The following is a 14,030-nucleotide window of genomic DNA, read 5'->3' as shown; positions in this document are numbered from 1 at the left end:
TAGACTCTTGGATCTTGGTATTGAAGAAACTTCTTTCTCTCAACCGAGAGTATGGCAAGACGAAAGTAATGATATAGTAAAGCTAATCAAATGCCTACAGTTTTGATTTCTTTCTAAGATAGCTTATTCTTAAAGCATAACCGATAAAGAGTACTACACCGATTATTGATAGCTTCATTCCCAATGTCAAGCCTACAGGAAGATAGGTTAATATAACTTGACCTGAGCCAGCCTTAACATCTACTTTCATAAATCCCGACTGGGCCTTTGAAATCTTAAGAGCTTTGCCATTGCCCGAAGCAGACCAGCCTTCATCATATGGCAAGGTTAAAAAGAGAGAACTGTCATCATCAGTTTGATAATCTATCAAAACAGTATTCTTATTTGTTGTCACTTTAACATCTCTTTTAGCAATCTCCTTCATTGCTTTCTGATAACTTTCAGCATTTAGTTCATAGAAATTTGGTGAATCAAAACTGACCTGAGAATTATCAGGAAATGTAAGTACCACATTAAGCTTTTCACCTACTGTAAAATATCCTAGATTAAAAAAACTATAGGCGTTATCCGTTGTATAGCGAGCAGCATGTCCATTTACACTAATCTCTACTTCTTTAATTTTGTCGTTTGTAAAATTAATATTTGGTACACTGACATAAACCTGGCCATCATGTAGAAGTTCAACTTGATAACTGACACTTGTTTCAGATAGATCGTTACTATCGACTGTAACACGATTACCAAACTGATTTCCACCAGAAATTAATTTTGAAGCTAATCGATTAAAATAGTGTTCTGAAAGTCCAGTAATCTGGTTAATAAGCTTCGTTTGATTGTCAAGTGTGTTTACAGTAAAGTCAACATCTTTGTAAACACCTTTTGTTAATAGAGCAAGCTGTGCTGCAAATTGATTTTCATATAACTGTGTTTCTCCTGAAGTCTCGACTAATGAGAAACCATACTTATTTACCGGACCATCAGCAATGTTATATTTAATGGCAAAGAGACTGTCCATTAAAATAGTATTATTCTGATAACGAAGGTTGAGATTCGTTCCTGTTGATTTAAATCCTAAACGATCCAAAACACTACTTGAACTAGTATTTCTAATAGAAGAGAACTGAGAAATCCCATTATAATTGTATTTCATACTATCATTACCAGTTTGCGCTAATAATCGCTCTGTACGATAGAAAAAGCTATTTTGTGTCTTTGTATAATTGACAAGCTTGTCAATATCAACTAAGTCTTTCTCATAACCCTCTCGAGTAGGAAAGAACCATTCTCCATTTAATGAACTTATCTGATAATAGGTATTCAATGAAATTTCTGATAAGCTAAAAACTAGTGTAAATATCAGAACTAACTTTGATGGAAGATAGCCTTGCTTCTGACTGACTAGCAAAATAGCATAGGCAAGCAGAAAAATAAAGGTCAAAACAAACTGTGCATCACTCAAAAAGTCATATTTTTCTTTAAATAAGAAAGTTAAGACAAAACCTACTCCGATGAAGGTAAGGACAAAGCCCGCTGTAGTAAGTTTTATTTGCTTTATGTGTGACAATGTCTCGCCAGCCAATAAGATAATAACAGTTGAAAAGACCCAGGCATAGCGATGCAAAAACATGTTTGGGGCATGCATACCTTGCCATAGTAAATCCAGTGGTTGTAAATAGAAACTTGCTATAATAAAAAACAACAACAAAGCATGAGCTAATCTTATTTTCCAATCAATTGAAGCTATAGTGAAATAAAGTAAAGCTAGGATTAATGGTAGTAAGCCAACATAAATCATTGGTATAGAGCCGAATTTAGTTGTATCATATGAGCCTACAATATTCTTAGCAAAAATATCTAAATACCAAGTGTTTTCTGAAACTATTTTTGTAAAGCTGGTAAATTTTTCACCATGTGTTGAAAGGTCTAAATAGGTCGGAAGTAGCATGATGCTACTAGATAATGTGGCTAATATTGATACAATAGTAAAATCAAAAAACTTCCGTTTAACAACTTTCCACTGTAAATCTTGTGTCAACTTAACTAAAAAATAGAGACTGAGGAAAATAGCAGTCATAAAACCAAAATAATAGTTTTGGATAAAAAGGACAGTCAAAGTAACATAGTACAAGACCCCTCGACGGTCTAGCATCAGACAGTTTAACCCTAAAATAATTAAAGGAATCAAAATAAAAACATCTAGCCACATATTGATTTCAATTTGGCTGATTGAAAAACTCATCAGGGCATAGGAGGTTGACAAGACTAAAACAAGGAGCCGATTAACCTTAGGATAAAGCTTTCCTAAACTAAAATGCGTTGACAAACCAAACAAGCCAATTTTAATTAAGGTGAAAAGATAAAGTGCATCGGGCATACTTGTAAGATTGAAAAAGTAAACAAGCGGCGACAAGAAACTACCTAGATAATAACTGATAAGAGCATAAAAATTTAATCCTAAGCCGCTAGTAAAAGTGTAAAAGATGCTATCTGATCCATGCAATATATTTCGTAAAGTCTGAGCAAAAATAACATACTGGTGAAAGCCGTCACTAGCTAACACTGTTCTATCACTTCTCCAAAAAATATTATGTGACAAAAAAACTAAAAAAAGAATAACTACTGGTATCAAAAAACTTAGTAGGTTACATACGATTTTCAATCTTTTTTTCGTCAATTGAGCTGGCATATTTCTCCTCGCTGACTATTAGGTGTATCTAAAAATATAAGTCTGGAACTAATTTGTCCCAGACCTTATTTTTTATTTCCAAAGTTCTTTCACTTTAGCTTGAACTTCTTCATTTTCAAGGAATTCATCGTATGTTTCATCAATACGATCAATCACACCGTTCTTAGAAATAACAACAATGTGGTTAGCAATGGTTTGAATAAACTCATGGTCATGACTGGCAAAGATAACAGATTCTTTGAAATCTTTGATACCATCATTAAGACTTGAAATTGATTCCAAATCCAAGTGATTTGTTGGATCATCAAGGATAAGAACATTGGATTTCAAAAGCATAAGTTTAGAAAGCATCACGCGCACTTTTTCTCCCCCTGAAAGGACGTTGACAGATTTGTTAACCTCGTCACCAGAGAAGAGCATACGTCCCAAGAAACCACGAAGGAAAGTATCGTCATCTTCACCTTTTTCAGCAAATTGGCGCAGCCATTCCAAGATAGATTCACCTGAAGCAAAATCTTTGGTATTATCCTTAGGAAGGTATGAGCGGCTTGTTGTGACACCCCACTTGATTGTACCTTCATATTCAATATCATCCATCAAAGCACGCATAAGAGCAGTAGTTTGAATATCATTTTGACCGATAATGGCAGTCTTATCACCTGGACGAAGAATGAAACTGATGTTATCAATCACTTTTTCACCGTCGATAGCAACAGACAGATTTTCAACCGTTACAAAGTCATTACCCATTTCACGTTCAGCCTTGAAATTGATGAATGGATATTTACGGCTTGAAGGAACAATTTCTTCCAATTCAATCTTATCAAGCATTTTCTTACGTGAAGTGGCTTGTTTGGATTTAGATGCATTGGCAGAGAAGCGGGCAATAAAGTCTTGTAACTCTTTAATTTTTTCTTCTGCTTTAGCATTACGGTCTGATTGCAAGCGCGCAGCCAATTCTGATGACTGTTTCCAGAAATCATAGTTACCCACGTAAAGCTTGATTTTACCGAAATCAAGGTCAGCCATGTGCGTACACACCTTATTAAGGAAGTGACGGTCATGGGATACGACAATAACAGTATTTTCAAAATCAATCAAGAAGTCTTCCAACCATGAAATTGACTGGATATCAAGACCATTGGTCGGCTCGTCAAGAAGGAGCACATCTGGTTTACCAAAAAGCGCTTTGGCAAGGAGAACTTTCACCTTATCCCCATTAGCAAGCTCGCTCATATTTTGGTAGTGGAGCTCTTCAGGGATGTTAAGGTTTTGGAGCAATTGCGAAGCTTCACTCTCAGCTTCCCAGCCACCAAGCTCAGCGAATTCTCCTTCGAGTTCCGCAGCACGAACCCCATCCTCATCAGAAAAATCAGGCTTCATGTAGATAGCATCTTTTTCTTTCATGATATTGTAGAGGCGTTCATTCCCCATGATAACAACATCAATGGCACGCTCATCTTCATAGTCAAAGTGATTTTGACGAAGAACTGATAAACGTTCATCTGGACCAAGCGAAATATGTCCTGTTGATGGCTCAATATCACCTGCCAGGATTTTTAGGAAAGTTGATTTCCCAGCACCGTTGGCACCAATAAGACCATATGTGTTACCTGCTGTAAACTTAATGTTAACCTCATCAAATAATTTTCTGTCACTAAAACGTAGCGACACATCTGAAACTGTAAGCAATTCTAGTACCTCATCTTCTTTATCTATGATTCATTGTACCTAAAAACCCCCCTTTTTTCAATATAAAGAGGCTTATTTTACATAGGAAGAAGAAGATCTTTCTCATCAAGTTGATAATGTTTCGTCAAACTAAAACCTCTTCCCATAACCTGAGTTGCAGGCATGACAACAATGAAAGCTGTCTCATCAATTTTTAAAATATGTTTTTCCATTCTAGGGACTTCTTGAATCGAAACAGTTGTCATTAACATAATCTGTTTCTCACCTGTAAACCCGCCGACAACTGGAATTTCAGTCACTCCACGGTCTGCTTGAGTTGAAATATAAGCCTTAATTTCTTTTGCAGCACTTGAAATAATCATAATATTACGAGACGATGATAGTCCTAATTGCATACTGTTGACAACAGATGTAATCACGACAAGAGCGATAATCGAGTACATCACAGTGTCAACATCAAAAGCAACTAAGCCCATCGAAACACTGATACCATCCACAATTGTCATTGCTACTGCAAGAGGCAAAGGACTGTATTTATGAAGTACTTGGGTAATAATCCCTGTACCACCAGTCGAAGAATTTCCCCAAAAAACCAAACCTAATCCGAAGCCAACTATAATTCCACCAAAAACTGCGGCTAACAAAGGATTTTGTGTAAGTGTCGGTAAATGCTCCGTGAGTTTAATAAAAATAGAATATATCCAGGCTCCATAGACGGTCTTAACAAAAGTAGATCTTCCGAGAAAGACGAGACAAATCAACAATAGAGGAATATTGGAGAACATGACGAAATTTCCTGGATTCCAACCTAATAATTTTTGTAAACTGACAGCTAAACCAGCTACGCCACCTGAAGCGATATTATTACCTAAAAACATGCTGTTAAAACCAACAGCAGTGATAAAAGAGCCTAATGTCACTAGACTCAAATCAATGATTTTCTTTTTCATATTACCTTTCTTTCTAAGCCGCATTCTATTATGACAAAGGTATTTTGATAGGTCAAGATATTTGTTAGTGTTTTCATCTTGACTTGACAAACTTCCTAAAATTTCATAGAATGAAGACAGATTCAGAAGAGTAGTCTTAGGATGTGTCCAGAAATCTAGCGGTTGCTGCGAGCTAGAGACAACCTATCATGAAATGGACTGATGATCAGACACAATTATTATAGCTTTTGTGTCGTTTCACGTGAAACAAATACATAAGTTTCAGGTTTAGTACCCCTTACCGTGCTCCTTCTAAATGAAGATTGAGATGACATGAGTTTAATAACCTGTAAACTACTCTGTCAACTGAGGTGGTACCGCGTATTTTGATATAACGCCCTCACGTAGCTTGCTACGTGGGGGTTTTTATTTTTCGCTCTAAACAATAATCACACAATAAACAGGAGAAAAAAATGACTAAAAAACCTATTATCTTAACTGGAGATCGACCAACTGGAAAATTGCACCTAGGACACTATGTTGGAAGTCTTAAAAATCGTGTTCTTTTACAAAATGAAAACAAGTACGACATGTTCGTCTTCCTAGCTGACCAACAAGCCTTGACTGATCATGCCAAGGAATCAGCCATCATCAAAGAATCTATCGGTAATGTTGCTTTGGACTATTTGTCTGTTGGACTTGATCCAAGTAAATCAACGATTTTCATCCAAAGTCAAATTCCTGAATTGGCTGAACTGACAATGTACTATTTGAATTTGGTATCTGTTGCTCGACTAGAACGCAATCCTACGGTTAAAACTGAAATTGCTCAAAAAGGCTTCGGTGAGTCAATTCCATCAGGTTTCTTGGTTTATCCTGTTTCACAAGCTGCAGATATCACTGCCTTCAAGGCTAACTTTGTACCAGTCGGTAATGACCAAAAACCGATGATTGAGCAGACACGCGAAATCGTGCGCAGCTTTAACCATGCCTATAATTGCGATGTCTTGGTTGAACCTGAAGGCATTTATCCTGAAAATGAAGCTGCCGGTCGCTTGCCTGGTCTTGATGGGAATGCCAAAATGTCTAAATCTCTCGGCAATGGGATTTTCCTATCAGACGATGCCGATACTGTTCGTAAAAAAGTCATGAGCATGTATACTGACCCCAACCACATTCGTGTGGAAGATCCAGGTCAAATTGAAGGCAACATGGTCTTCCATTACCTGGATATCTTCGGTACAGAGGCTGATAAAGCTGAGATTGAAGCTATGAAAGAGCACTACCAACGAGGTGGTTTAGGTGATGTTAAGACTAAACGCTATCTCCTAGAAATTCTAGAACGTGAACTGGCTCCAATCCGTGAGCGTCGCCTAGAGTACGCTAAGGATATGGGTGAAGTCTTCAATATGCTCAAAAAAGGCAGCGAACAGGCTCGAGCTGTCGCAGGTCAAACCCTTGACGAGGTTAAAGTAGCGATGGGGATTAAATATTTTTAAACTTTTTTGAAGTGGGACAAAACTCGACAAGTGTAAAAGAGTTGCCCTCACGTCCTCATTTCTAGGCTTGCGGGGGTGGGAGATAAAGCTGACTTGCTCAGCATCAATATTCAGGCTTTGAAAAAGCGAAGGTTTATCCACTCGGCTGCTGCATCTTGGTCATATTCCGAACTTTATGACAGAGGCTTGGGCTCTTTGCCCAGCCTTTTTTTCGTTAAAAACGAACAAAAAAGACTAAGTTTTATGAATTGTCGGAATACTCTGACCAAAAACTGAACATATTTCTCTTTTTTCTACTATATAATTTTGAAAAAAATTACTTTTATTTGTTGACAAATCATTTTAGCATGATATTATAGTAACAATAAAAAAGCGACTAGTCTAAACTAGCCATTAAAACAATAGAAAAGAGGACTAACTAATGTCAAATTGGGACACTAAATTCTTGAAAAAAGGATACACTTTTGACGATGTACTACTTATTCCTGCTGAAAGCCATGTTCTTCCAAATGAAGTTAACATGCAAACAAAGCTCGCTAAAAATTTGACATTAAATATTCCTATTATTACAGCTGCTATGGATACTGTTACTGACAGTAAAATGGCAATTGCTATCGCACGTGCCGGTGGTCTTGGTGTTATTCATAAAAACATGTCAATCATCGAACAAGCTGAAGAAGTGCGTAAAGTTAAACGTTCAGAAAATGGTGTTATCATTGATCCATTCTTCTTGACTCCAGAACAATCAGTTTCAGAAGCTGAAGAATTGATGCAACGCTATCGTATCAGTGGTGTTCCAATCGTTGAAACTCTTGAAAATCGTAAATTAGTTGGTATTATCACAAACCGTGACATGCGTTTTATCTCTGACTACCACACTCCAATTTCAGAGCATATGACTAGTGAAGAATTGGTTACAGCTCCTGTTGGAACTGATTTGGAAACAGCTGAACGTATTCTTCATGAACACCGTATTGAAAAACTACCATTGGTAGATGAAAATGGTCGTTTGTCTGGTTTGATTACTATCAAAGATATTGAAAAAGTTATTGAATTTCCAAATGCAGCTAAAGATGAATTCGGGCGTCTTCTCGTAGCAGGTGCTGTAGGTGTTACTTCAGATACCTTTGACCGTGCTAAAGCTCTATTTGATGCTGGTGCTGATGCAATCGTTATTGACACTGCACACGGTCACTCTGCTGGTGTTCTTCGTAAAATTGCTGAAATCCGTGCAACTTTCCCTGATAAAACTTTGATTGCAGGAAATATTGCAACAGCTGAAGGTGCTCGTGCCCTTTACGATGCTGGTGTTGATGTTGTTAAAGTTGGTATCGGTCCAGGTTCAATCTGTACAACTCGTGTCGTTGCAGGTGTTGGGGTTCCTCAAATTACTGCTATCTATGACGCAGCTGCTGTAGCTCGAGAATATGGTAAAACAATCATTGCAGATGGTGGAATCAAGTACTCAGGTGATATCGTAAAAGCTCTTGCAGCTGGTGGTAATGCTGTCATGCTTGGTTCAATGTTTGCTGGAACTGATGAAGCTCCTGGTGAAACTGAAATCTACCAAGGTCGTAAATTCAAAACATACCGTGGTATGGGATCAATTGCAGCTATGAAGAAAGGGTCAAGTGATCGTTACTTCCAAGGATCAGTCAACGAAGCAAATAAACTTGTTCCAGAAGGAATTGAAGGTCGCGTAGCTTATAAAGGTGCTGCTGCTGATATCGTCTTCCAAATGCTTGGAGGAATCCGTTCTGGTATGGGTTATGTTGGTGCTGCAACTATCAAAGATTTGCATAACAATGCGCAATTCATCGAAATGTCTGGTGCTGGACTTATTGAAAGTCACCCACATGATGTTCAAATTACAAACGAAGCGCCAAACTACTCTGTGCACTAATTTTGTTTATTAACTTCAAAAAGGAACTGGTTGAAAATCGGCTCCTTTTTTATTCGCAATAATCTGATTTAAAAGACCCTAATTGATTTTGCAGAGCAATAATTTTCTATCTTTACAAGCGCTTTATCATATGTTAAAATATGTACTTGTGTTAAAAATAAGTTTCACACACCTGTCAAATATATTGACAGGCGTGTAAATGTTGTGTAAAGGAGCTATATGCAAGGAATATTGTACGCCTTAGTCCCTATGTTTGCTTGGGGAAGTATAGGTTTTGTAAGTAATAAAATCGGTGGCAAACCAAACCAACAGACCTTTGGTATGACCTTAGGAGCTTTGCTATTTGCCTCAATTGTTTGGCTAGTAGTTAGACCAGAAATGAACGTTTTGCTCTGGGGTGTTGGAATCATCGGTGGGATGCTTTGGTCAATGGGACAAAATGGTCAGTTCCACGCAATGCAATACATGGGAGTATCTGTCGCAAACCCTCTTTCAAGTGGAACTCAACTAGTCTTAGGAAGTTTAATTGGTGCGATTGTTTTTGGTGAATGGACGAAATCAATTCATTTTATCTTAGGAATTACCGCCCTAGTTTTATTGGTTATTGGGTTCTACTTCTCAAGCCGTCAAGATAGTGAAAAAGATCAAGTGGGGCAGAATTTGACAAACTTTTCAAAAGGTTTTAGAGCACTATTCTATTCTACACTAGGTTACATTTCTTATACCGTCTTATTCAATAACATTATGCATTTTGATGCTCTTGCCGTTATCTTACCTATGGCTGTTGGTATGTGTCTTGGTGCCATGATGTTTATGAGATTTAACGTGAGCTTGGAAAAAGTTGTTTTGAAAAATGCTCTTGTTGGAATGATGTGGGGGATTGGAAATATCTTTATGCTTCTGGCAGCTTCTACCGCAGGTCTAGCTATTGCATTCAGTTTCTCTCAACTTGGTGCTATTATTTCTATTATTGGTGGTATTTTCTTCCTTGGTGAAACAAAAACAAAAAAAGAAATGCGCTGGGTTCTCATTGGAATTCTTTGCTTTGTTATTGGTGCAATTCTTTTAGGCATTGTCAAAGCAAATTGATAAAGTTGTAAACTATATTTACAACAATGTAAAAGGGTCTAGAACCAAAGTTCTAGACCCTTTTTTGTATATATGCTACTCGAAAATCTTGGTCACACTCCGCTTTCCTCTATAATTGTTCCTTGTTCTATCGTAAAGATTTTGAGTTGTTCTGGTAACTGTGATAGGTGATCCAAACTAGTTGTTGTTATAAAAGTTTGAACATTTTCCCTAATGCCTTCAAGTAGCTTAGTTTGCCTATAATTGTCTAATTCGCTCATCACGTCATCTAAGAGAAGTATTGGATAATCACCTGTAACTGACTTAATAAGCTCTATTTCAGCTAATTTTAATGATAAGATGAGACTTCGGTGCTGACCTTGACTTCCAAAATTTGCATTCATATCGTTGATATAGAAGGCTAGGTCATCACGATGCGGTCCAACTCCTGTATTTTTTTTGAAAATATCCCTTTGCTGATTTTTTCGTAATAGGATTAGAAAATTTTCCCTAATTTCTGATTTATCATTAAATGGAATAGAAGACAAGTACTGAATTTTAAGGCGCTCAGTCTCATTAGAGATCGTGTTATGATGTTTATCAGCCTCTTCTTCTAGAGCAACAATAAAATCGTGACGGTGCTCCATAACGCGACTGCCATAATCAGCAAGTTGTTCATCTAAAACAGCAAGAAAATCTTTGTCCACTTTTTCAGCTGTTTTGAGATAGGTATTTCTTTGTTTCAAAACGTGATTGTAATTTGACAAATCAGACAAATATATAGGTTTAATTTGTCCTAAATCTATATCAAGAAATTTGCGACGTAAGCTTGGAGAACCCTTGATAAGTTGTAAATCTTCAGGAGCAAATAAGACCACCGTCATGGTGCCAATATAATCTGAAAGTTTTGCCTGTTTGAGATGATTAACTTTTGTAACCCGTCCCTTATCAGATAAATTAATGTCTAGAGTTATATTGCCATTAACACGCTCCAATACTCCTGAAATCTGCACGTCTTTCTCAGAAAAATGAATCAGTTCCTTATCTGCACGTGTGCGATGACTTCTCGTCAAGGATAAGAAATAGATGGCTTCTAAAAAATTCGTTTTACCTTGAGCATTTTTTCCGATGAAAACATTTAAAGCTGGAGAAAACTGAGCTGAAATATTTTTGTAATTACGATAATTTTTCAGTTTGATTTCTTTAATCCACATGATTATGTTCCTGGGAAACGAACAGGTTTACGGTCACGAGATCTTAAATCTCCCTTTTTCTTATTAGAAGATTGACCTTTCCCCTGTCCTTTTTGAGCTTTTTTGTTTTCTTGATTCATACGTTTTACGATGGCAGCAACACGCTCTTTTTCTGCCAAGTGTTCTGCTCTTTCTTGTTTCTCTTCTTCAGTAGGAGCTGTGATATTAATGACTAGACCTTGCTCTGGCAATTCTACCACATCTCCAAGACGAATCTTCTTCCCACGGCGTTTTTCATCCTCGCCGTTAAAAAGAACAGTCGTTTCTGCCAAAAATCCTTTAATTGCCCCTCCGCTCTGTATAATACCAAGCTCTTTTAGAAGAGCTTGAAGGGTGATATATTCATCAAATAATTTATAATCCATCATCTTTTTCTCCGTTTTTTGATTCAAGTAATTATACCATAATCGTGGTATAATTTTAGGGAATAACTCTAGAATAAAGGAAAAATCATGAAAATTGCTCAGAGCGTCCAGCTCCACTTAATAAAAACAAAACAATTCAAAACAAACCAGATTACATTCCGGTTTTCTGGGGATTTTAAACAAAAAACTGTAGCTCGTAGAGTACTTGTTGCACAAATGCTGGCTACAGCAAGTGAAGCCTATCCAACTGCCCAGGCTTTTCGAAAAAAACTAGCAGACTTATATGGTGCTAGTCTATCAACAAAAGTATCAACTAAGGGCTTAGTACATATCGTAGATATTGACATCGTTTTTATTCGAGATGAGTTCACATTCCAAAGCGAAAAACTCCTTGAAGAGATTATTGCATTTTTAAATGAGATTCTCTTTTCTCCACTAGTTGCAATCGCTCAGTACCAAACAAAAGTATTCGATGTTGAAAAAGCAAATTTTATTAACTATCTCGAAGCAGACAAAGAAGACAGTTTCTACAGTAGTGATTTAGCTCTGAAAGCTATTTATTTTGATAATCCAAATCTAAAGATTTCAAAATATGGTCAAGTAGAACTCGTCGAAGCTGAAAATTCTTATACTGCCTACCAAGAGTTTCAACAGATGCTCCATAAAGATCAAATTGATATCTTTGTTTTGGGAGAATATGATGACTACCGAGTCGTGCAATTAATGAATCAACTCCCCTTAGAAAATCGAACAAAATCCTTACGATTCTTCTATCAGCAGCCATACCAAAATGTGACTAAAGAAAGGATTGAACACCGTCCTGTGACACAATCAATCTTACAGTTGGCTTATTCTCATCCAATTTCTTACTATGATTCAGACTATTATGCATTGGTTGTTTTCAATGGTTTAATGGGGGCATTCGCTCACTCAAAGCTCTTTACTGAACTGAGAGAGAAAGAGGGCTTGGCATACACAATTGGAAGTCAGATAGATAGTTTGACAGGTTTACTCAAGGTTTACGCTGGCATTGACAAGAAAAATCGCAATCTCGTCCTTCAATTAATTAATAAGCAGTTCTCAGATATTAGATTGGGTCGCTTCTCTGGTCAGCTCATCAAACAAACTAAAAAGATGCTTATCACAAATGCACTTGCTGCTGCAGACAATCCTAAAGTCTTAATCGAGAAAGCCTATAATGACTACCATTTCAAAAAGAATGTCAGTACTGAACTTTGGGTATCAAACATTGAGAAGGTTTCTAAAGCTGATATCGTAAAAGTTGCTACTAAAGTCAAATTACAAGCACTCTATTTTTTAGAAGGAGAATAAATGTCACAAATTGTAAAGCATCAATTTCCTCGTATTGATGAAGAAATATCTTACATTCATTTAGAAAATGGCTTACGTCTTATAATAATTCCTAAACATGGCTTTAAGGAAACAACTTGTATGTTGACAAGTCATTTCGGCTCTCTTGACACTACGTTTACAGATGCTGACGGACAAGTAAAAAAATATCCTGAAGGTATTGCACATTTTCTTGAGCACAAACTTTTTGAATTAGCCAATAATAAAGATGCAGCCATTTTATTTACAAATCTCGGTGCTGATGCTAATGCCTATACTGGTTTCGATAAAACATCTTTCTTTTTTTCAACAACTGAATCAATCTCAGAAAGTCTTGATTTACTGCAAGAGTTCTTAAGTGAAACACATTTTGACGAAGATTCCATCCAAAAAGAAAAAGAAATCATCGGTCAGGAAATCGATATGTATCAGGATGAGTCTGATTATCGTCTCTATCAGGGTATTCTTAGTAATCTTTATCCTGAAACTCCCCTAGCTGAGGATATTGCTGGTACAAAAGAAAGTATTCAGCAAATCACTGTAGAAGATTTACGAGAAAATCATCGCTATTTTTATCATCCTCGAAATATGACCTTGCTTGTTGTTGGTGATATTGATGAAGATATGATTCCCCAACAAGTAGAGAAAACCCAAAAGCGGTTGAAAACTGACACTGTTGGACCTGTAACAAGAAAAAAACTCAATACTCTTCCTGTTTTGAAAACACAATCTATTCGTATGGATGTTGCTCAACCAAAGCTCGCAGTAGGATATCGTGGAGAAGAACCTACATCTGATATGTCCCTACTTCGACAAAAGATTGCCCTAAGACTTCTATTTGCCATGCTTTTAGGATGGACCTCTGAGACTTATCAGACATGGTACGAGGGTGGTCATATTGATGATTCTTTTGATATTGAAATAGAAGTGCAGCCTAATTTTCAATTTATCATTTTTTCAGCTGATACTCTTGAGCCAATTGCAATGTCTAATAAAATTCGTCAACTAATTAAAAAATTAGACAAATCATCTGATATCAATGAGAAGCACTTTGAATTGGTCAAAAAAGAATTATACGGTGACTTTATGAGAAGTCTAGATTCTGTTAATCATCTAGCTAGCCAATTTATGACTTATTTGACAGACACCGAAAATTATTTTGATATTCCTCAAATTCTTGAACATTTAAGCTTAACAGATACCGTTGAGATAGGAAAACAATTCTTGGCAACTGCTGAAGTGAGTGATTTTACAATCTTCCCAAAATAATCGAAAACTTTGCCCT

Annotated in this window: 10 protein-coding genes; 5 read left to right on the top strand and 5 right to left on the bottom strand. The window is 36.7% G+C overall.

What is annotated here, in order from left to right; translation table 11 throughout:
* Positions 1-94: 94 nt before the first annotated feature.
* The 3 genes from F601_RS0105905 to F601_RS0105895 form a co-directional block, all read right to left on the bottom strand.
* Positions 95-2,686, bottom strand: coding sequence for a YfhO family protein (locus tag F601_RS0105905; protein ID WP_018164747.1), 2,592 nt, complete (start codon positions 2,684-2,686; stop codon positions 95-97).
* A 72-nt stretch (positions 2,687-2,758) separates the two neighbouring features.
* On the bottom strand, positions 2,759-4,378 hold the full coding sequence (locus F601_RS0105900) for an ATP-binding cassette domain-containing protein (protein WP_018164746.1): 1,620 nt from the start codon (positions 4,376-4,378) through the stop codon (positions 2,759-2,761).
* Positions 4,379-4,455: 77 nt separating this feature from the next.
* Positions 4,456-5,328: a YitT family protein gene (locus tag F601_RS0105895; RefSeq protein ID WP_018164745.1), complete on the bottom strand. Its 873-nt coding sequence runs from the start codon at positions 5,326-5,328 to the stop codon at positions 4,456-4,458.
* Between the two features lie 452 nt (positions 5,329-5,780).
* Here F601_RS0105895 and trpS point away from each other — a divergent pair, with 452 nt between their 5' ends.
* The 3 genes from trpS (at position 5,781) to F601_RS0105880 (ending at position 9,798) form a co-directional block, all read left to right on the top strand.
* Positions 5,781-6,806: a tryptophan--tRNA ligase gene (gene trpS, locus F601_RS0105890; protein WP_018164744.1), complete on the top strand. Its 1,026-nt coding sequence runs from the start codon at positions 5,781-5,783 to the stop codon at positions 6,804-6,806.
* Positions 6,807-7,227: 421 nt separating this feature from the next.
* Entirely contained in the window at positions 7,228-8,709 is a 1,482-nt protein-coding gene (guaB, locus tag F601_RS0105885; protein ID WP_018164743.1) for an IMP dehydrogenase, read from the top strand.
* Between the two features lie 219 nt (positions 8,710-8,928).
* Complete coding sequence (locus F601_RS0105880) at positions 8,929-9,798, top strand: GRP family sugar transporter (RefSeq protein WP_018164742.1); 870 nt, start codon at positions 8,929-8,931, stop codon at positions 9,796-9,798.
* A 92-nt stretch (positions 9,799-9,890) separates the two neighbouring features.
* Here F601_RS0105880 and recF read toward each other — a convergent pair whose 3' ends face one another.
* Both recF and yaaA read right to left on the bottom strand, forming a co-directional pair.
* Positions 9,891-10,991: a DNA replication/repair protein RecF gene (recF, locus tag F601_RS0105875; RefSeq protein WP_018164741.1), complete on the bottom strand. Its 1,101-nt coding sequence runs from the start codon at positions 10,989-10,991 to the stop codon at positions 9,891-9,893.
* A gap of 2 nt (positions 10,992-10,993) precedes the next feature.
* The gene (gene yaaA / locus F601_RS0105870) at positions 10,994-11,395 is read right to left on the bottom strand and encodes a S4 domain-containing protein YaaA (protein WP_026183128.1); all 402 of its coding nucleotides are present in this window, start codon (positions 11,393-11,395) and stop codon (positions 10,994-10,996) included.
* 87 nt (positions 11,396-11,482) lie between these two features.
* On the opposite strand from yaaA, the gene yfmF reads away from it, so the two are divergent.
* Entirely contained in the window at positions 11,483-12,727 is a 1,245-nt protein-coding gene (gene yfmF / locus F601_RS0105865; RefSeq protein ID WP_018164739.1) for an EF-P 5-aminopentanol modification-associated protein YfmF, read from the top strand.
* Positions 12,728-14,014 (top strand): EF-P 5-aminopentanol modification-associated protein YfmH, encoded by a 1,287-nt coding sequence (yfmH, locus tag F601_RS0105860; protein WP_018164738.1) that lies wholly within the window; start codon positions 12,728-12,730, stop codon positions 14,012-14,014.
* The last annotated feature ends 16 nt before the right edge of the window (positions 14,015-14,030 follow it).

This window comes from Streptococcus henryi DSM 19005, from assembly GCF_000376985.1.
Lineage (GTDB): Bacteria > Bacillota > Bacilli > Lactobacillales > Streptococcaceae > Streptococcus > Streptococcus henryi.
The sequence above is the reverse complement of the archived record's forward strand: the minus strand, read 5'-3'. Positions and strand labels throughout refer to the sequence as shown.